We start from the raw sequence: 19,531 nt of genomic DNA, 5'->3' as shown, positions 1-19,531 counted from the left end.
GCCCATCCCGGGCGCATCGCACCGGTCCCGTACCTCAGAAGAGTTTGCCCGGGTTGAGAATACCCAGCGGATCGAACACGTCCTTGATCCCGCGCTGCAATTCCATCCCCACCGGCCCGAGTTCGCGCGCCAGCCATTCCTTCTTCAGGACGCCGACGCCGTGCTCACCGGTGATGGTGCCGCCCAGTCGCAGGCCGAGCGCCATGATGTCGTCGAAGGATTCCCGGGCCCGGCGGGACTCGTCCGGGTCGGCGGCGTCGAAGCAGACCGTGGGGTGGGTGTTGCCGTCCCCGGCGTGCGCGCAGACGCCGATGGTCAGGCCGTACTTCTCGGCGATGGCGGCGGTGCCGTCGAGCAGTTCGGCGAGCCGGGAGCGCGGTACGCAGACATCGTCGATCATCGTGGCGGATTTGACCTGTTCCAGCGCGGTCAGGGTCAGCCGGCGGGCCTGTAGCAGCAGATCGGACTCGGCGGCGGTCTCGGCGGGCACGACCTCGGTGGCGCCGGCCGCGGTGCACAGTGCGCCGACGGCGGCGAGGTCGGCGGCCGGCTCGGGGGTGTCGAAGGCGGCCAGCAGCAGCGCCTCGGTGCTGTCCGGAAGGCCCATCCGGGCCATCGCGTTGACCGCGCGGATGCTCGTACGGTCCATCAGTTCCAGCAGCGAGGGGGCGTGGCCACGGGCCATGATCTCGCAGACCGCTTCACAGGCCGCGGCGGTGGAGGGGAACTCGGCGGCCAGCACGAGCTGTTGCGGCGGCTCCGGCTTCAGCGCGAGCACCGCGCGGACGACGATGCCCAGACTGCCCTCGGAGCCGACGAAGAGCCGGGTGAGGTCATAGCCCGCGACGCCCTTGGCGGTGCGCCGCCCGGTCGTCAGCAGCCGCCCGTCGGCGAGGACCACGTCCAGGCCGAGCACATACTCGGCGGTGACCCCGTATTTGACGCAGCACAGGCCGCCGGAGGCGGTGCCGATGTTGCCGCCGATGGAGCACTGCTCCCAACTGGAGGGGTCCGGCGGGTAGTAGAGCCCGTGCTCGTTCACCGCGCGGGACAGCACGGCGTTGATGACGCCCGGTTCGACCACCGCGATCCGGTCGACGGGGTTGATCTCGATGATCCGGTCCATCTTGACCAGCGAGAGCACCAGACAGCCGTCGGAGGCGTTGGCCGCGCCCGACAGTCCCGTACGCGCCCCCTGCGGGACGACCGGGACCCGCAGCTCGGTGGCCGTCCGCATGATGTGCTGGACCTGCTCGACGGTCCGCGGCAGCACGACCACGGCGGGCGTCCCGGCCTCGCAGAAGCTCGCCATGTCGTTGGCGTAGGAACCGGTGATGTCCGGGTCGGTGAGGATCGCTTCCTCGGGGAGCCCGGCGCGCAGACGTGCGATGAGGTCCATACCCTCAGCCTCGCACTCATGGGCCGTACACGGAAGATCGTGTACGGCCCATGGGGCGGTCGGTCCGCGGCGCCGTCAGAGGTTGCCGCGCCGCTCCTGCTCGCGCTCGATGGCCTCGAAGAGGGCCTTGAAGTTGCCCTTGCCGAAGCCCATGGAGCCGTGCCGCTCGATCATCTCGAAGAACACGGTCGGCCGGTCCTGGACCGGCTTGGTGAAGATCTGCAGCAGATAGCCGTCCTCGTCCCGGTCGACCAGGATCTTCTGCTCGCGGAGGATCTCCAGGGGCACCCGGGTCTCGCCGGCCCACTCGCCGAGGGTGTCGTAGTAGGAGTCGGGGGTGTCCAGGAATTCCACACCGGCGGCGCGCATCGCCCGGACGCTGGCGATGATGTCGTTGGTGGCCAGTGCGATGTGCTGGACGCCGGGGCCGCCGAAGAACTCCAGATACTCGTCGATCTGCGACTTCTTCTTCGCGATCGCCGGCTCATTGATCGGGAACTTGACCTTGAGCGTGCCGTCGGCGACGACCTTCGACATCAGCGCGCTGTATTCGGTGGCGATGTCGTCGCCCACGAACTCCTTCATGTTGGTGAAGCCCATGACCCGGTTGTAGAAGGCCACCCACTCGTTCATCTTGCCGAGTTCGACGTTGCCGACGCAGTGGTCGATGGCCTGGAAGCGCCGCGGTCCGGTCTCCACCAGCGGCGTGGCGGCGGTGAAGCCGGGCAGGTAGGGGCCGTCGTAGCCGGAGCGCTCGACGAGGGTGTGCCGGGTCTTGCCGTAGGTGGCGATGGCCGCGAGGACGACGGTGCCGTTCTCGTCCTTGAGGTCGTACGGCTCGACGATGCCGGTGGCGCCCTGGGCGACGGCGTACGCGTAGGCGGCGCGGGCGTCCGGGACCTCGATGGCGAGGTCGATCACGCCGTCACCATGGGCCGCGACATGGTCGGCGAGGAAGTGACCCCAGTCGGTGGTGGCCTTGATGACGGAGGTGAACACGAACCGGGCGCCGCCGGATTCCAGCACATAACTCGCGGTCTCCCGGCTGCCGTTCTCCGGACCGGAGTAGGCGACGCGCTTCATGCCGAAAGCGGTCTCGTAGTAGTGCGCGGCCTGCTTGGCGTTCCCGACGGCGAAGACGACCGCGTCCATCCCCTTGACCGGGAACGGGTCCGCCTGCCGGGCCGAGTCGGGGGTGGTGGGCTGAGGGTGCATCGTGGTGTCTGCCATGGCCGCAGAGTCTCGCCGATCCACAAGGTGCGCAATAGTTCGCGAATTCTCTGGGCATTATGTCTAGCACAAGGGCGGAACTGCCGGGCTATCTGTACATGATGACCATCAAAAGGGAAGGCACCACCGATGGCGATCGATCATTTGGACGGGGCGCTGCTGGAGCTGCTGGCCGAGGAGCCGCGGATCGGCGTACTGGAGGCGTCCCGGCGGCTGGGGGTGGCGCGCGGCACGGTCCAGGCCCGGCTGGACCGGCTTCAGTCGAATGGAGTGATCCGGGGCTTCGGACCGGAGGTGGACCCGGCGGCGCTCGGCTACCCGGTGACCGCTTTTGCCACGCTGGAGATCAAACAGGGTCAAGGGAATGACGTACGCGCCCACTTGACGACCGTTCCCGAGGTGCTGGAGCTGCATACAACGACGGGACATGGGGACATGCTCTGCAGGCTCGTCGCCCGTTCGAACGCCGATCTGCAGCGGGTGATCGACCGGGTTGTGGGCTTTGATGGCATCGTGCGGGCCTCGACGGCAATTGTGATGGAAAATCCGGTTCCGTTGCGGATCATCCCGCTGGTGAAACAGGCATCGGGAGACTGAACCGAGGAGACCGAGTGAGCTTCTGGGAGTACGTCACCACCCGGCACGCCCAGCTGCTGACGGATACGTATCAGCACGCCAGCGCCGTCTTCCAGTGCATGGTGCTGGCCACCCTGCTGGGGGTCTTCATCGGGGTGGTGACCTATCGCAGCGTCTGGGCGGGCAATCTCGCCACCACCTCGACCGCCACCATCCTGACCATCCCCTCGCTGGCCCTGATCGGTCTGCTGATCCCGATCGTCGGCCTCGGCGTCCCCCCGACGGTGATCGCGCTGACCCTGTACGGGCTGCTGCCGGTGGTCCGCAACGCCATCGTCGGGCTGCGCGGGGTGGACCCGGATCTGGTCGACGCGGCCAAGGGCATCGGGATGTCGCGCACCGCCCGGCTCTTCCGCGTCGAACTGCCGCTGGCCTGGCCGCCCATCCTCACCGGCATCCGGGTCGCCACCCAGATGCTGATGGGCATCGCCGCCATCGCCGCCTTCGCCTCCGGCCCCGGCCTGGGCAATGAGATCTTCCGCGGGATCGCCTCGCTGGGCAGCGCCAACTCCCTCAACCAGGTGCTCTCCGGCACCCTCGGGATCGCCATCCTCGCTCTTCTCTTCGACGCCGCCTACGTCCTGATCGGACGCCTGACCATCTCCAGGGGGATCCGTGCCTGAGACGACAGAGACCGCCCCGGCCTCCGGGGCCAGGATCCATCTGGAGAACCTGACGAAGACCTACGCGGGCAGCGCCGCCCCCGCGGTGGACAACGTCAATCTGGAGGTCAAGGCCGGCGAGATCGTGATCTTCGTGGGGCCCTCGGGCTGCGGTAAGTCCACCTGTCTGAAGATGATCAACCGGCTGATCGAGCCGACCCACGGGCGGATCCGGATCGGCGACGAGGACGTCACCGACATGGACCCGGTCAAGCTGCGCCGCAAGGTGGGCTACGCCATCCAGGCGTCCGGCCTCTTCCCGCACATGACGGTCGCCCAGAACATCGCCCTGGTCCCGAAGATGATCGGCTGGTCCAAGCGCCGGGTGGCCGGCCGGGTCGAGGAGATGCTGGACCTGGTCGGCCTGGACCCGCGCGAATTCCACGGCCGCTATCCGCGCCAGCTCTCCGGCGGCCAGCAGCAGCGCGTCGGCGTGGCCCGCGCCCTCGCCGCCGACCCGCCCGTCCTGCTGATGGACGAGCCGTTCGGCGCCGTCGACCCGATCACCCGCGACCACCTCCAGGACGAGCTGATCCGGCTCCAGCACGAGCTCCACAAGACCATCTGCTTCGTCACCCACGACTTCGACGAGGCCATCAAGCTCGGCGACCGCATCGCGGTGCTCCGCGAGCACTCGCACATCGCCCAGTTCGACACCCCCGAAGCCATCCTCACCAACCCGTCGGACGACTTCGTCTCCGGCTTCGTGGGCGCCGGGGCGGCACTCAAGCGGCTGAACCTGACCCGCGTACGGGACGTGGGCGTGGTCGACTTCCCCACCGCCGGGCTCGACGACCCCCTGGAGAGCATCTTCGACCGGCTGCGCTCCGGCTCCCACAACGAACTGCTGCTGCTGGACCGCAACCACCGCCCGTACAAATGGCTGCGGCGCGGCGATCTGGCCCTGGCCAGGGAGTCGCTGGCGCGGGCCGGCACCCTGGTCCAGCACACCGTGTCCCGGGACGCGACACTGCGCGACGCCCTGGAGGCGGTGCTCACCGACAGCGCGGGCCGGGTCGCGGTCACCGGGCGGCGCGGCGAGTACATCGGCGTGGTCGACATGGAGACGCTGATGAACAACGTCCATGAGCTGCTGGAGGCGGACCGCCTCGAAGCGATCGAGCACCAGCACCAGCTCCAGGAGCAGCGCGCCCGCCTGACCCAGATGGAGCAGGAGGGCCTGGCCGGTGCGGGCGGCGCCGAGGGCGGTCCGGGAGGCGCGGTATGAGCCCCCGCGACGGCAACGGCAGCCCGCGCCGGGACGGGCGGCACCCGAGCGACCACGAGGCGCTGGCCTTCAAGGACGAGGTCGAGATGGCGCAGCGGGAACAGGCGGCCGGGGAGGCGCCCGTCGCGCCCGCGCCGTCCGCCGCGCGCCGGATCAGCTGGCAGAAGTGGACCTTCATGCCGGTCTTCCTGGTGCTCGCGCTGCTCACCACCTGGCTGTGGTTCCGCGGCGCCCGGCTGGACTCCATCGCCCATCAGGCGGTGGACAACGGCAAGGTGTGGCTGGCGCTGCAGCAGCACATCCGGCTCACCGCGATCTCCACCTTCTTCGTGCTGATCATCGCGATCCCGCTGGGCATCGCCCTGACCCGCGCCAAGCTGCGCAAGGCCACCCCGGTCGCGATGGCCTTCGCCAACCTCGGGCAGGCGGTCCCGGCCCTGGGTCTGCTGGTGCTGCTGGTGATCTGGCTGGGCATCGGCGCCCGCTCGGCGATCGTCGGCATGGTCATCTACGCCGTGCTGCCGGTGCTCGCCAACACCATCGCCGGGCTGCGCGGTATCGATCCGACGCTGACCGAGGCCGCCCGGGGCATCGGCATGTCCCCCACGGGCGTGCTGACCCAGGTCGAACTCCCCCTGGCCGTACCGCTGATCCTGGCCGGGGTCCGTACCGCGCTGGTGCTGAACGTCGGCACCGCGACGCTGGCCACCTTCGGCGGTGGCGGCGGCCTCGGTGACCTGATCTCGGCGGGCATCGTCACCCAGCGGATGCCCGTGCTGATCCTCGGCTCCGTGCTGACCGTGGCGCTCGCCCTGTTCGTCGAATGGCTGGCCTCACTGGCCGAACTGCTGCTGCGCCCGCGCGGACTGGAGGCGACGGCATGAGCAGACACCCGGGCCCGATCAGGCACCCGCGCCCCACCGGACGCCGCCGGGCCGGCCGGCGCACCGTCGCCCTGCTCGCCGCCCTCGTCCTCGCCGGATGCGGCCTGGTCAGCGGCAGTGCGATGACCGACACCGTGCTGCCGGGACCGAAAGCCGGCTATACCGGCCGCCCGCTGACCGGCGCCCATCTGACCGTGACCTCGAAGGAGTTCACCGAGCAGATCGTCCTCGGCCAGATGATGGGCATCGTCTTCCAGGCGGCCGGCGCCCTGGTCATCGACAAGACCAGCATCCAGGGGTCGATCGGCGCCCGGGAGGCCGTCCGCTCCGGCACCGCGGACGCCGCGTACGAGTACACCGGCACCGGCTGGATCACCTACCTCGGCCACACCAAGCCGATCGTCGACCCGAAGGAACAGTGGAAGGCGGTCCGCGACGAGGACCGCAAGAACGGCATCGTCTGGCTTCCCGCCTCCACCCTCAACAACACCTACGCGCTGGCGCTGAACACCGCGAACTACAAGAAGCTGGGGGTGCGCAACCTCTCGGATGTCGCGGCGCTGTCCCACAAGAACCCCGCCGCCGTGACGATGTGTGTGGAGAACGAGTTCGCCACCCGCAACGACGGTCTGCCGGGCATGGCGCGGGCGTACGGCATGAACGTCCCGTCCGCCAACATCCGCAAGATGACCGGCGGTGTCGTCTACACCGAGACCGAGAAGGGCACCTGCGCCCTGGGCGAGGTCTTCACCACCGACGGCCGGATCAAGGCGATGCATCTGCACGTCCTCGCCGACGACAAGCACTTCTTCCCCAACTACAACGTCGCGCCGGAGATCAACGCCAAGGCCCTGAAGAAGTACCCGGCGATGGCCAAGGTGCTGGCCCCGGTCACCAAGGCCCTCAACAACACCGTCGCCCAGGAGCTGAACCGCAAGGTCGACGTGGACGGCGAGGACCCGCACGAGGTCGCGAAGGAATGGCTGCTGCGAGAGGGGTTCATCAAGGAGGGGTGAGGGGCGGGCGCCCGGCTCGCGGGTGCGGGCGGGCCCGGCCCGCGGGCCGCCTCAGCAGCTCGGGACCGTGTCCCCGGTCCGCAGCGCCTTCAGCGCGTCCACCGCGCCGTCGAGCGTGCTGACCGGGATCAGCCGCATCCCCTTCGGCAGCTCCGCCCGCGCGTCCGCGCACTCCTTGCGCGGGACCAGGAAGACCGTGGCGCCGTCCCGCTTCGCGGCCTGCGTCTTCAGCGGGACGCCGCCCACCGCGCCGACCTTGCCGCCGGCCGTGATGGTCCCGGTGCCGGCGATCTTGCGCCCGCCGGTCAGATCATGGCCCGCGCCGTCGCCGTCCAGCTTGTCGACGATGCCCAGGGCGAACATCAGCCCGGCGCTCGGCCCGCCGACGTCCGCGAGGCTCAGCTTGACCTTGATGCCCTTGCCGGACCGTCCGAGCTGCCCGAGCGCGGCACTGGTGGCCGTGTCCTGCGACTCCCGCATCTGCTGCGCATTGTGCTCGGCGATCTCCTCGGTGTTCTCGCCCACCGGGTAGACCGCCTCCCGCGGCATCACGGCCTCGTCCGTACGGAACCAGCCCTTGACGAGGTCCGGCAGCCGGACATCGGCCTCCGGGCCGGTCGCCACGATCGAGGTCATCCGCAGCTGCCCGCTCGTCTTACGGGTCTGCGCACCGGTGATGGTGATCACCGGTTTGCCGTCGTCGGCACCGAGCACATTCGCCGTCATGCCCGGATAGGCCAGCGAATACGGCAGCGGGGCGAGGACCGCGGTGACGAGAAGGGCGAGGACGAGCGCGGTACAGACCGCCAGGGCTCGGGTGCGTGCAGACACCCCGCCACCTTAATTGACCCCCGCACGGACAGCCCCTTACGCCGCCGGCGCCTCACGACACGGCCACCGCCCCTTCACACCCCGTGGCCCCGGCCGCGCCCCGGGCCTCAGCGGAGCGCCTCGGCCACCTCCCGGGCCGCGTCGACCACCCGCGGTCCGACCCGCTCGGAGACGGTGTCGGTGAGCATCACCACGCCCACGCTCCCCTCGATGCCGCTCACCCCGAGCAACGGCGCCGCCGCACCGCTCGCACCGGCCTCCAACTCCCCGTGCGTCAGGGCGAGTCCGGCGTCCTGAATGTGTCCCAGCCGGGCCTTGAGGATCGCCCGCCCGGCGGCTCCCCGGTCCAGCGGATGACGGAAACCGGCCCGGTAGGCCACGTGATAGTCGGTCCAGGTCGGCTCCACCACGGCGACCGCCAGCGCCTCCGTACCGTCGACGAGGGTGAGGTGGGCGGTGGCCCCCACGTCCTCGGCGAGCGACCGCAGCGCGGGCAGGGCGGCCTCCCTGACCAGCGGATGCACCTGACGGCCCAGGCGCAGCACGCCCAGGCCCACCCGGGCCCGGCCGCCGATGTCGCGGCGCACCAGGGCGTGCTGCTCCAGCGTGGCCAGGAGGCGGTAGACGACCGTGCGGTTCACGCCGAGCTTGTGGGACAGCTCGGTGACGGTCAGCCCGTGATCGGTGTCGGCGAGGAGTTTGAGGACGCGCAGCCCTCGGTCGAGTGTCTGGGAGGTCTCTGCGGTCACGACGCCCTCCTGGTGAGTGGCGGCACTCGGGCGCGACGCGCTGCGGGTCCCGGAGCAGCGCGCGCTAGAGGCCGCCGGCCGCATGGCACCGGCTGCGCTCCGCGGCGGCGCTGCCACGGGGCGTGTGCGTGACCGGGACAGTAGCGAGCCGGTTCGGTGAGCGGAAGAGTCCGTCCAGAATCCGGTCGCCGCTGCCCGGAATATCCCAGTAGGTCCACCCAGAGCGGCCTGTTGTGCTCCGTGTGGTGTTTCAGGGAGAGCTACGGCGTTATCCGGGTGTTACGGGGGGGACGCAAGGAGGCGGCACACCGCGCCCGGCCGGGGGCGGCACGCAAGGGGGCGGCGCGCCACACGGCCGGGGGGCGGGCACGCAAGAGGGCGGCGCACCGCCCGGCCGGGGGGCGGGCACGCAAGAGGGCGGCGCACCGTCCCCACGGCACACCGCCCACCGCCCCGTCGGGCCACGAGCGGACTCACTTCATCCGCGTGGCCCACTCCCGTACCTTCTTGATCCGCTCATTGAGCTGCCCGGCCGTGGCCTCCGCGCTCGGCGGCCCGCCGCACACCCGCCGCAGCTCGGTGTGGATCACCCCGTGCGGCTTCCCGCTCTGGTGGACATACGCCCCCACCAGCGTGTTCAGCTGCTTCCTGAGCTCCAGCAGCTCCTTGTGCGTGACCACGGGACGCCGCTCGGCCGGCAGCTCCAGCAGATCCGCCTCCGCGTCCGGCCGCTTCTTGCTGTGCGAGATCTGCCGCGCCTGCCGCTTCTGCAGCAGCATCTGCACCTGGTCCGGCTCCAGCAGCCCGGGGATGCCGAGGTAGTCCTGCTCCTCCTCGCTGCCCGCGTGCGCCTGCATCCCGAACTCGGCGCCGTCGTACAGCACCCGGTCGAAGACCGCCTCCGACTCCAGCGCCTCGAACGAGAACTGCTCCTGCTCGCCGGTGTCCTCGTCCTGCTCCTTGTTCGCCTCGTCCATCTCCTTCTCGGACTCGGCGTACGGGTCTTCCTCCCCGTCCTTCTTCGGCTTGTCGAGGACGTGGTCGCGCTCGACCTCCATCTCGTTGGCGAAGCCGAGCAGCATCGGAACGGTGGGCAGGAAGACCGAGGCGGTCTCACCGCGCTTACGGGAACGCACGAAACGCCCCACGGCCTGCGCGAAGAACAGCGGCGTCGAGATCGTGGTGGCGTACACCCCGACCGCCAGCCGCGGCACGTCCACCCCCTCGGACACCATCCGGACCGCGACCATCCAGCGGTCCTGCGAATGCGAGAAGTCATCGATGCGCTGCGAGGCCCCGGAGTCGTCGGACAGCACCAGCGTGGCGCCCTCCCCGGTGATCTCCCGGATCAGCTTCGCGTACGCCCGCGCCTGCTCCTGATCGGAGGCGATCACCAGCGCACCGGCATCCGGAATGGACTTACGGACCTCGCTCAGCCGCTGATCGGCCGCCCGCAGCACATTCGGCATCCAGTCACCGCGCGGATCCAGCGCCGTACGCCACGCCTGCGAGACCGCGTCCTTGGTCATCGGCTCCCCGAGCCGCGCCGCGATCTCGTCGCCCGCCTTGGTCCGCCAGCGCATATTGCCGCTGTACGAGAGGAAGATGACCGGCCGGACGACGCCGTCGCCCAGCGCGTTGCCGTAGCCGTAGGTGTAGTCGGCCGAGGAGCGCCGGATCCCGTCGTTCCCCTCCTCGTACGTCACGAACGGAATCGGGTTGGTGTCGGACCGGAAGGGCGTACCGGTCAGCGCCAGCCGCCGGGTGGCCGGCTCGAACGCCTCCAGGCACGCCTCACCCCACGACTTCGAGTCACCGGCGTGATGGATCTCATCGAGGATCACCAGCGTCTTGCGCTGCTCGATGCGGTTCCGGTGCAGCATCGGCCGGACACCCACACCGGCATAGGTGACCGCGACACCGTGGTACTCACGGCCCAGCGGCCCCGCGCTGTACTCCGGATCGAGCTTGATCCCGAGCCGCGCCGCCGCCTCCGCCCACTGCTTCTTCAGATGCTCGGTCGGTGCGACGACCGTCACCTGCTGCACGACGTGGTGATGCAGCATCCACGAGGCGAGCGTGAGCGCGAAGGTCGTCTTACCGGCGCCCGGCGTCGCGACGGCGAGAAAGTCTCTCGGCTGGCTCTCGATGTAGCGGTCCATGGCCGCCTGCTGCCAGGCACGCAGCTTGTTCGCGGTACCCCAAGGGGCCCGCCCGGGAAAGGCCGGGGACAGGTGATGGTTATTGGTGGCGCTGGTGGTGGTAGTCACGGTCTCCGTCGGCTGGACTCGGGGATCGGCAACCGCGCCACCTTATCGCTGCGGCTTTGCTGGCTTCCCACGTAGTCGGCTTTCCCGCCGCGGTGGTGGCTCGCCGTTGCGCCTGCGGCCACTCCCACGTTTTCGGCTGTCCCGCCGTGGTGGTTGCTCGCCGTGGCGCCTGCGGCGGGCCGGGTGGGTGTCGGGTGCGGTGACGGACCTCCGGGGCCTGGTGTGTGGACTGCTTCGCTTTACGTCCACACACCAGGCCCCTCCGGCCCGTCCCCTCCCGTGGGGGGAGTGAGTTCAGGTGGGTGGGGGCGGGCGTCCGTAGGACGTTTCTCTCCTGCTTCGCGCGAGGAGCAGTGAACCACCGGCGTGCACTTCCACCAAGGTTTTTCCCACCCACCCAACGGGAGGGGACGGGCCGGAGCGAGTGGGGTGCCGGACGTAAAGCGAAGCAGTCCGGCACCCCACCCGCGGAGGTCCGTCACCGCACCCGACAGCCCCGCGCAGCGGCACCGCCCGCCGCTGGGGGTACCTCCCACGCCCTTCAGGCAGTGGGGGAGCAACGGCGGGTGCACCGCGAAGCGGGCAACAGACGGCGAGCAACACCCACGGCGGGAAAGCCGAAAACGTGGGGCTACTTAAGGCGGTACGCCGCAACCGCTCCGGCGCCCAGTGCGACCGCCGTCATCGTCGCGAATACGGCGACGAAGGCCGCCGGATTGCTCGCCGTGGCCGCGCCGACGACCGTGGGGGCCGAGTGGGTCGCGATCGACCCGCCGCCGAACGCGACGAACAGCACACCACCGAGCCCGACGAACGTCACATTGCCCAGGGCGTCCGACATCTGCAGGGACGCGGAGTTGCTGCCCGCCTCCTCGGGGCGGGACAGCTTCAGCAGCAGGACGCCGGCGCTGGAGATGTTCAGGCCCATGCCGAAGCCGCCGAGCGTCCAGGCCGCCGCGACGATCCCGACCGGCACCTCGTCGATCAGGGCCAGCGGCACCAGCGCGATGGCCACCGCCAGTAGCACCATGCCCAGGCCCATCAGCCGCTCCCGGTACGGCTCCAGCCGCGGCCGGGTCTGCACGTACGAGCCGAGCGCCCAGGTCAGCCCGCCGCCGGTGAGCGAGAGCCCGGCGAGGGTGGCGGACAGTCCGCGCTGGGTGACCAGCATCAGCGGGATGAAGCTCTCGGCGGCGACCAGCGCCCCGGCGGCCAGTCCGCGCAGCAGCACCACGCTCGGCAGTCCGCGCGCCGCCCGGAACGTACCGCGGGGCAGCAGCCGCACGATGGCGGGCGCCAGCAGGGCCAGTCCGACGGCGGCGGGCAACAGCGCGGACCAGGACGGGTGCTGGCCCGCGTACTGCAGCAGGCAGGCGCCCACCGCGACGGCCAGCGCGAGCAGACAGCGCCGGCTGCCCAGCACCTGCCGCACGCCGCCCGACGGGCCCGGCCGGTTCCGCGGCAGCTTGCGCAGCGCGGGCAGCATCACCACGAGCGGCGGCAGTATCAGGACGGGTATGGCGAGGAAGACCCAGCGCCAGCCGAACTGTTCGGTGACGGTCCCGGCGACCAGCGGACCGACGATCACCGGCAGCACCCAGGCCGCCGAGAACGACGCCATGATCGACGGACGCAGCCGCTCGGGATACGCGCGCCCGACGACCACATAGAGCGCCACCACCACCAGCCCACCGCCGACGCCCTGCACCCCGCGGCCCACGATGAACTTCCCCATGCTCCCGGCATCGGCCGCGATCAGCAGCCCCGCCCCGAACGCGGCTATCCCGGAGAACAACGGCCCCAGCGGCCCGCGCTGGTCGCTCCACTCCCCCGCGAGCGCCATCGCGAACAAACTCGCCGTGAAGAACGCGGAGAAGCCAAAGGCGTACAGCCCGATGCCATCCAGCGCACGCGCGGCAGCAGGCATCGCGGTATTCACGGCACTCGCCTCGAACGCGATGAGCGAGACGACGGAAATGATGCCGAACGTGAGCGCACGATAGGCCCGGCCGAGGATGCCGCCGCCCTGCCCGCCGCGGTCGTCGGCGAGCGGGGCGGGATGTGCGGCGGTGGCGGTGGACTCCGCGCCGGGCGGGGCGCCGTCGTCGGTACCGATGCCGTGGTCGTGCGGGCCGTCAGCGGTCATCGGGCCAGCGTAAGGGCCAAACAGCGGCGGCGCCCCTGGCTGTGGACGGGGATCGGGTCGGTCGCCGGTCCTACGCCACCGGCCCGCCCGAACCCGCCTCGCCCGCCCCGCCCGAAGCGCCTGCGCCCGCCCGCCCGCCCAAACCACGTCACCCCACCCTCATCCCCACACGTCGGGCAAGCTGTCCGTATGCCCACCTTCCACACGTACGACGACGCCGAGCTCCACTACCGCGTGCTCGGACCGGCCGACTCCCCGCTGCCGCCCCTGGTGTGCCTGGCCGGCGGACCCGGGCGGGACGCCGCGTATCTGGGTGACCTAGGCGGCCTGGCCGCGCACCGGCAGCTGATCATTCCCGACAGCCGCGGCACCGGCGACTCCCCTGCCGCCGCCGACCCGGCCCGCTACGCCTTCCCGCAGCTCGCCGAGGATCTGGAGGCGCTCCGCGCACATCTGGGCCTGGAGCGGTTCGCGCTGCTCGCGCACGACGCGGGGGCCGCGGTCGCGCAGGCGTACGCGGCGGGGTATCCGCAGCGGCTGACCCGGCTGGTGCTGGTCTGCCCCGGCTCCCGGCTGCAGGGCGAACTCCCGGACGACGCACGGGAGATCTTCGAGGCCCGCAGCCACGAGGAGTGGTGGCCGGCGGCCTCGGCGGCGCTCCAACAGCTGACCGAGGCGACCGAGCTGAGCGAGGTACGCGAGCTGCTGTACGCCGCGGCGCCACTCGCCTACGGGCACTGGGACGAGCCCCAGCGGGCCCATGCGGCCACGGAGGGCGAACAGTTGGGCCCGGTGCCGCGGGCCGGCTTCTGGCAGGGCGTGGACGAACAACTGCGGCTGGCCCTGCTGGCCGGTCTGCGCGAGGTGCCCTGCCCCGTACTGGTGGTGACCGGCGACCGGGACGCAGTAACCGGCATGCGCGCAGGCGAACTGGTATCCACATCCTTCCCGAACGCCCAGGTACACCCCCTGCACGGCGCGGGCCACTACCCCTGGGTCGACGAACCAACCCTGTTCTGCCCACTGGTGGAAAACTTCCTCCACGCAGCCTGAAGACCCCGAACCGCTCCCATAAACCCCACATTGCCCCACGTTTCCGCGCGTTGCCGCGCGTTGCCGCGCGTGACTCCACATTGCCCCGTATTACAGCCCCATGGCACCCCACCCCCCACCCTTGCCGCCCACCCCACCCCGCGCCATACGCTCGTTGCAGCACCACACCCCGGCCGTGTACCCGAGTGGCCCAGGGACTCGCCTGCAAAGCGAGCAACGCGGGTTCGAATCCCGCCACGGCCTCTAGTGCCTTCACCAGGCAAAAGAAAGGGGCGGCACCCCGAGGTGCCGCCCCTTCGTCCTCTCGTCTCAGGTGGCATACCCAGGCCACGCAGTCACCGGCCCGCACCTGTGTCTCCGCGGGAAACTCCGGCTTCGGGAAGTCATCCCAGGTCGATGACGAAGGTTCGACCCGTGTCTCAGTTTCCGTCTCGTTCACGGTCGTACGGCGGTCTCATTCACGGTCGTACGGCGACGTTCGCGGAAGTATCCGGGTCCACATACACCCGCCCACCCCCCGAAGGGGGGTGGGCGGCGGGGAAAAACCTATGCAGCGGGTGGGCGGCGGGGAAAAACCCAGGGGCGAGCAGCGAACAGCCCCGGAACTACTGCTGCACCACCTGTGCCACCGCTGCCTGTGGGCGGATGGGGAGGCGGCCGATGGGGCGGCCGGTGGCGGCGCGGACCGCGGAGGCCACGGCGGCGGGGGCGGTGACTACCGGGACCGCGCTGGCGGGCTTGGCGCCGAAGGGGGCGACCACATCGCGCTCCTCGACCAGTTTGACGATGCGGATCTCCGGGGCGTCCAGGGCGGTCGGCAGCGCGTAGCCGGTCAGGTCGGGGTGGCGGACCTGGCCGCGGGTGGTGCGCAGGTTCTCCATCAGGGCCGCGCCCATGCCCTGGGTGACGCCGGCCTCGATACGGGCCCGTAGCTGGCGGGGGTTGAGCACCCGGCCCACATCCTGGGCGACGGTCATCTCCACGACCCGGATGGTGCCGAGCTCGATGTCGACATCGGCGACGCAGCGGATCGCGCAGAAGGCGAGGCCGACGAACGCATCGCCCTGGCCGCCCTCGTCCAGCGGCTCGGTCGGATGCGGCCGGCACTGGGCGGTGGCCCAGAGTTCCTTGCCGTCCAGCGCCTCGGCGACCGTGGTGCTGAGCACCCCGTCGTAGGAGGTGATCTTGCCGTCGTTGATCTGGAGCAGCTCGGTGGACATCCCGAACTTGTGGGCCAGCGGCTGGAGAAGCTGCGTACGGACCATCTTGGCGGCGCGCTCGACGGCGCCGCCGGACACCCAGGTGTGCCGCCCGTGGCAGGCCGGGCCGGCCGGCGGCTGGTCGGTGTCGACACCGGCGACATGCACTTCCTCGACGCCGAGCGTCTCCTGCACGATCTGCCGCGCCAGGGTGGAGAATCCGGAGCCGGTCTCGACGGCGGCGCAGATGACGGTGGCGACCGAGCCGCTGACCTTGACGGTCGCGGTGGAGACCTCGTCGGCGCCCTCCGCGCCGAGCATGTGCACCATGCCCAGGCCGTAGCCGACGCCGCGGCGTACCGCGCCCGGTTCGCCCGCCCCCTCGGGCCCGCCCGGCAGCAGCCATTCCGCTTCGGGCGCGTCCTTGGGCAGCTCGGGAAGCGGCGCTTCCTTGACGGCGTCCAGGAGTTCGGCAACCGGGGCGGGGCAGGTCACGGTCTGCCCCGTGGGGAGCAGATCGCCGGTGGCCATCACATTGCGCATCCGCAGCTCATCGGGCTCCAGGCCCAACTGGGCGGCCAGCTTGTCCATCTGGCCCTCGTAGGCGGCGCAGACCTGCATCGCGCCCTCGCCGCGCACATGGCCGGACGGCGGGTTGTTGGTGCGTACCGCCCAGCCGTCGACGACGGCGTGCGGGACGACGTACGGGCCGCAGGAGAACGAGACAGCGGCGGCCAGCGCATCGGCCGAGGTGTCGGCGTAGGCACCGGCGTCCATGAGGATCTGCGCCTCCACCTTCACCAACTTGCCGTCGGCGTCCGCGTGGTGGCGGTAGCGCAGCAGCGTGGGGTGGCGGTGGGCGTGCGAGAGGAAGGACTCCTCGCGGGTCGCGGCGAGCTTGACGGGGCAGCCCGTACGCAGCGCCAGCAGGCCGAGCGAGAGCTGGATGCCGGGGTCCTCGCGGTCGGCGGTGGCGCCGGGTACGCCGGTCACCACGACCTTGACCTGCTCCGGTTCGAGGCCGAAGGAGGCGGCGGCCAGATCGCGGTCGGTGTGCGGGTCCGTGGAGGCGGTGTAGATCTCCACGCCGCCATCGGGGCGCGGCACCGCGAGCCCGGCCTCGGCCCCGATGGGCGCCGGGTCCTGCCGGCCGATCCGGTAGAGCCCCTCGACCATCACCTCTCCAACGGCCTCGGCGTCGCCGAAGCGGAGCGGGATGTGCCGGATGAGGTTGCCGTCCGGGTGCAGCGGCTCTGCCTCGAAGGCCAGTTGGGGGTCGGTGACGGCGTCGAGGATCTCGTACTCGACGGCGATCGCGGCGGCCGCCAGCCGTGCCGTGTCGGGGTGCTCGGCGGCCACCGCGGCGATCGGCTCACCGTGGTGGCGGACCTCGTCCTTGGCGAACACCGGGCGGTCGGCGGTGCCCCGGCCGTGCCCGGCGTCACCGGGGACGTCCTCATGCGTGACGACGGCGCGTACGCCCGGCATCTCCACCGCCTGCCGGGTGTCGATGGACCGGATCCGCGCGCGCGGGTGCGGCGAGCGCAGCACCGCGGCCCACAGCAGCCCTTCGGCCCACAGGTCGGCGGCGTACGGGAAGGTGCCCTCGGTCTTGGCCGGCGCGTCGGCGGGGGGCAGCGAGACGCCCAGGCCGTGCGGCGGCTCCTCGGGGATCTGGACGCCCGCCGCGGGGGTCGCGGTGACGGCGCCCGCGCCGTCGGACGTGCCGTTCATGCCGAAACCTCGTTTCGCCCGGCCTCGCATCCGCTCGGCGCGCACCTCTCGCCGTTTCGCTCGCCGCGCCCGCTCATGCGGAGCCTCCCGTGTGCCGGTCCTGGTCGTGCGGGGCGTGGCCCGTCTCGTCGGCGGGGCCCGCCTGGTGGGGAATACGGGCGGTGTCCGCGGGCGCCGTGCCGTCCGCTTCGTCCGCGGGCGCATAGCCGTTCTCGGCGGCCTCCGCACGGGCCTTGACGACCTCGTCGACGGCGTCCAGTACGCCCCGGTATCCGGAGCAGCGGCAGAGGTTGCCGCACAGCGCCTTGCGGGTCTCCAGCTCGCTGGGGGCGTGGTTGCCCTCCAGGAGGTCGTGGACGGTCATCGCCATCCCCGGTACGCAGAAGCCGCACTGCACCGCCCCGGACGCGGCGAGCGCGCGCTGCACGTCGGAGGGCACACCGTTCTCCGCGAGCCCCTCGACGGTACGGACCTCGCTGCCCGCAGTGGTGGCCGCGGGCACCAGGCAGGACGCCACCAGCCGGCCGTCCACCTGGACGGAACAGGCCCCGCACTCACCCTGCGAGCAGCCGTCCTTGGCCCCGGCCAAACCGAGGCGCTCGCGCAGCACATAGAGCAGCGACTCGCCGATCCAGGCGTCGGTGACCGGCCGGTCGATGCCGTTCACGCGTAGCACGTAGGAGGCGGCGGGGTGTTCGTCGTGGTCACCGTGGCCGTCGGCGCCGGGATCGGCCGCGATGTCGGAGAGCTGCGTGGCGGCGGCGAGCCCCTCGACGAGGCCGGCGGGGTCCTCGGCGCCCGCGTCGGCTGCCGTGGGCTCCGCGGTCCCTGTGGGCTCCCCGGCCTTCGTGGGCTCCTCGGTGGCGGCGCGGCGGCCGTCAGCGGTGTGCTCGGCGTCGCCGGGGAGACGGGCGGCGTCGGGGAATCCGGCACCGTCAGCTACGGCCTCGCGCGGCTCCCCGCTCTCGCCCGCGCGCTCCCCACTGGCGTCAACCGGATCGGCAGGACCAGTACGGTGCGCGGGCTCGCCAGGCTCCCCGGACTCGCCACGCTCCGTCTGCGCACCGGACTCCACGTCCCCCGACGGAGCGTCCGCCGTCCCCTCGGCCTCCTGGACGGCAGGCGAGACAGGCGAGGCAGGCGGCCCGGCCGCATCGCCGGAGACCGCGAACTCGCCCGAGTGCTCGTGGCGTTCACCCTCGGCCACCGGGATCGCCCAGCCGCCCCCGCCCGTCGCGTCCACCGCCCCCTCGGGACGGTCCGCCGACTCCCGCGGGTGCGGCACCGTGTCCTGCGGGTGCGGCACCGTGCCCTGCTGGTGCTGCGCCACGTCGTGCGGGTGCGGCGCCATGTCCTGCGCGTGCTGCACCGCGTCGTGCGACGGCTGCGCCGTCTCCGGGGCCGCCGGCGGCCACTGGGCGAGCGCGTCGGCGGGCAGCGACCAGTGTCCGGTCGCGTCGCCGGCCGCGGGGTTCCGGCCGCCCGCGCCCGTGGCGTACGGGTCGCCGACCGACGGACCGCCCGGTTCTGCGGCCGACAGACCGCCGTCTCCGGGCCGTTCGGCGCCCGGCCCGGTGCCGTGCCCCGGGAGACCGCCGTGGTGCGCGTACGGGTCGCCTGCGGGGCCGCCGAAGGGGTCGTGCACCGCTCCGCCGTGCGTGGACTCCTGCGGCTCCCCGGGGTGCGTTTCGGGGGCGCTCGTGGCGCTGAGTCCGGCGGTGAAGTTCCAGTGCCCGGTCCGGGCGGCCTCGCCCGTGTCCGCCGTGGTCCCGGCGTCGCCGTACGCACCGGCGCCCGGGTATCCGCCACCGTGGTAACCGGCGGCGACATCGTGCCCCGTGTGGCCCGGATGCCCCGGATGGCCGGAATGGCCGGGGAGGCCCGGGTGGCCGCCCGCATGTCCCGTATGGCCCGTCAGACCGTCCTCGCCGACCAGGTACTCGCCGGATTCCTCCAGGCCGTCGTCCGCCGCGGGGACCGACCAGGAGCCGGCGGCGCCCGCCTCCGGGCTGCCCGCCACGGGCCACTCCACGGTGTCGCCGCCCCACGGCTGGGCCGCCTCGGGCGCGCCGCCCCCGTAGGCCGCGGAGGGGTCGTGGTGCGGGGCGTGCCCCGTCTGGGCCGGGTATCCGGCGGTCGGGTCCGCGTAACCGGCTGAGGGGTCGGCGAAGGGCATCGTCCACTGGCCGGTGGACGACGGGTCGGTGCCCGTGTCCGCGGCCGGCGGGGTGGCGGGGTGCGCGCCGAAGGAGGACGGCGGGGTGTAGCCATGGCCGGGTGCGGCGAGCGGCTCGGGGCCTGGGGTGTTGTAGCGGGGCGATCCACCGCCGTAGGCCCCGGCGGTGAAGCCCTCCGGGAGCTGCACGAAGGCGGTCGCCTCCGACTCGTACTCGCCGCCCTGCGGCAGCGGCTGCCAACCCTGGTCGGGGTGCGGCTGGTACGGATGGCGGTTGTCTGCGTCGCTCATGCCGAGCCCTCACTTCGCTCGGCCTCG

At 71.7% G+C, this 19,531-nt stretch carries 14 protein-coding genes and 1 tRNA gene; 7 read left to right on the top strand and 8 right to left on the bottom strand.

The features are described from left to right. Window positions 1-34: 34 nt before the first annotated feature. Complete coding sequence (locus tag STRTU_RS22310) at window positions 35-1,399, bottom strand: FAD-binding oxidoreductase (protein ID WP_159745515.1); 1,365 nt, start codon at window positions 1,397-1,399, stop codon at window positions 35-37. Window positions 1,400-1,474: 75 nt separating this feature from the next. Continuing rightward, window positions 1,475-2,629: a 4-hydroxyphenylpyruvate dioxygenase gene (gene hppD, locus STRTU_RS22305; RefSeq protein ID WP_159745513.1), complete on the bottom strand. Its 1,155-nt coding sequence runs from the start codon at window positions 2,627-2,629 to the stop codon at window positions 1,475-1,477. A gap of 129 nt (window positions 2,630-2,758) precedes the next feature. On the opposite strand from hppD, the gene STRTU_RS22300 reads away from it, so the two are divergent. The 5 genes from STRTU_RS22300 to STRTU_RS22280 are packed head-to-tail and all read left to right on the top strand — an operon-like array spanning window position 2,759 to window position 7,055. Beyond that, window positions 2,759-3,226, top strand: coding sequence for an Lrp/AsnC family transcriptional regulator (locus STRTU_RS22300; RefSeq protein ID WP_018091280.1), 468 nt, complete (start codon window positions 2,759-2,761; stop codon window positions 3,224-3,226). Window positions 3,227-3,240: 14 nt separating this feature from the next. After that, complete coding sequence (locus tag STRTU_RS22295) at window positions 3,241-3,888, top strand: ABC transporter permease (RefSeq protein ID WP_159745511.1); 648 nt, start codon at window positions 3,241-3,243, stop codon at window positions 3,886-3,888. Continuing rightward, a complete protein-coding gene (locus STRTU_RS22290) occupies window positions 3,881-5,155 on the top strand; it encodes a betaine/proline/choline family ABC transporter ATP-binding protein (protein ID WP_159745509.1) in 1,275 nt (424 codons plus the stop codon). The genes STRTU_RS22295 and STRTU_RS22290 overlap by 8 nt, the downstream gene beginning before the upstream one ends. Then, the gene (locus STRTU_RS22285) at window positions 5,152-6,039 is read left to right on the top strand and encodes an ABC transporter permease (RefSeq protein WP_159745507.1); all 888 of its coding nucleotides are present in this window, start codon (window positions 5,152-5,154) and stop codon (window positions 6,037-6,039) included. Before STRTU_RS22290 ends, STRTU_RS22285 begins: the two co-directional genes overlap by 4 nt. Further along, a complete protein-coding gene (locus STRTU_RS22280) occupies window positions 6,036-7,055 on the top strand; it encodes a glycine betaine ABC transporter substrate-binding protein (RefSeq protein ID WP_246241029.1) in 1,020 nt (339 codons plus the stop codon). Before STRTU_RS22285 ends, STRTU_RS22280 begins: the two co-directional genes overlap by 4 nt. Before the next feature lie 51 nt (window positions 7,056-7,106). Here STRTU_RS22280 and STRTU_RS22275 read toward each other — a convergent pair whose 3' ends face one another. The 4 genes from STRTU_RS22275 to STRTU_RS22260 form a co-directional block, all read right to left on the bottom strand. Continuing rightward, entirely contained in the window at window positions 7,107-7,886 is a 780-nt protein-coding gene (locus tag STRTU_RS22275) for a S16 family serine protease (RefSeq protein WP_159745505.1), read from the bottom strand. 107 nt (window positions 7,887-7,993) lie between these two features. Continuing rightward, window positions 7,994-8,635, bottom strand: a complete 642-nt coding sequence (locus tag STRTU_RS22270; protein ID WP_159745503.1) for an IclR family transcriptional regulator — start codon at window positions 8,633-8,635, stop codon at window positions 7,994-7,996. Between the two features lie 473 nt (window positions 8,636-9,108). Next, complete coding sequence (locus STRTU_RS22265; RefSeq protein ID WP_159745501.1) at window positions 9,109-10,905, bottom strand: DEAD/DEAH box helicase; 1,797 nt, start codon at window positions 10,903-10,905, stop codon at window positions 9,109-9,111. Between the two features lie 631 nt (window positions 10,906-11,536). Next, window positions 11,537-13,051: an MFS transporter gene (locus STRTU_RS22260; protein WP_159745499.1), complete on the bottom strand. Its 1,515-nt coding sequence runs from the start codon at window positions 13,049-13,051 to the stop codon at window positions 11,537-11,539. 189 nt (window positions 13,052-13,240) lie between these two features. Here STRTU_RS22260 and STRTU_RS22255 point away from each other — a divergent pair, with 189 nt between their 5' ends. Together STRTU_RS22255 and STRTU_RS22250 are read left to right on the top strand one after the other, a co-directional pair. Further along, window positions 13,241-14,104, top strand: coding sequence for an alpha/beta fold hydrolase (locus tag STRTU_RS22255; RefSeq protein ID WP_159745497.1), 864 nt, complete (start codon window positions 13,241-13,243; stop codon window positions 14,102-14,104). Window positions 14,105-14,275: 171 nt separating this feature from the next. Then, window positions 14,276-14,347, top strand: a tRNA-Cys gene (locus STRTU_RS22250). Window positions 14,348-14,709: 362 nt separating this feature from the next. On the opposite strand, the gene STRTU_RS22245 is transcribed toward STRTU_RS22250, so the two are convergent. Together STRTU_RS22245 and STRTU_RS22240 are read right to left on the bottom strand one after the other, a co-directional pair. Beyond that, entirely contained in the window at window positions 14,710-17,037 is a 2,328-nt protein-coding gene (locus STRTU_RS22245; protein WP_159745495.1) for a xanthine dehydrogenase family protein molybdopterin-binding subunit, read from the bottom strand. A 73-nt stretch (window positions 17,038-17,110) separates the two neighbouring features. Then, window positions 17,111-19,504, bottom strand: coding sequence for a 2Fe-2S iron-sulfur cluster-binding protein (locus tag STRTU_RS22240; protein WP_159745493.1), 2,394 nt, complete (start codon window positions 19,502-19,504; stop codon window positions 17,111-17,113). Window positions 19,505-19,531: the final 27 nt, after the last annotated feature.

Source organism: Streptomyces tubercidicus (assembly GCF_027497495.1).
Classification (GTDB): domain Bacteria; phylum Actinomycetota; class Actinomycetes; order Streptomycetales; family Streptomycetaceae; genus Streptomyces; species Streptomyces tubercidicus.
The sequence above is the reverse complement of the archived record's forward strand: the minus strand, read 5'-3'. Positions and strand labels throughout refer to the sequence as shown.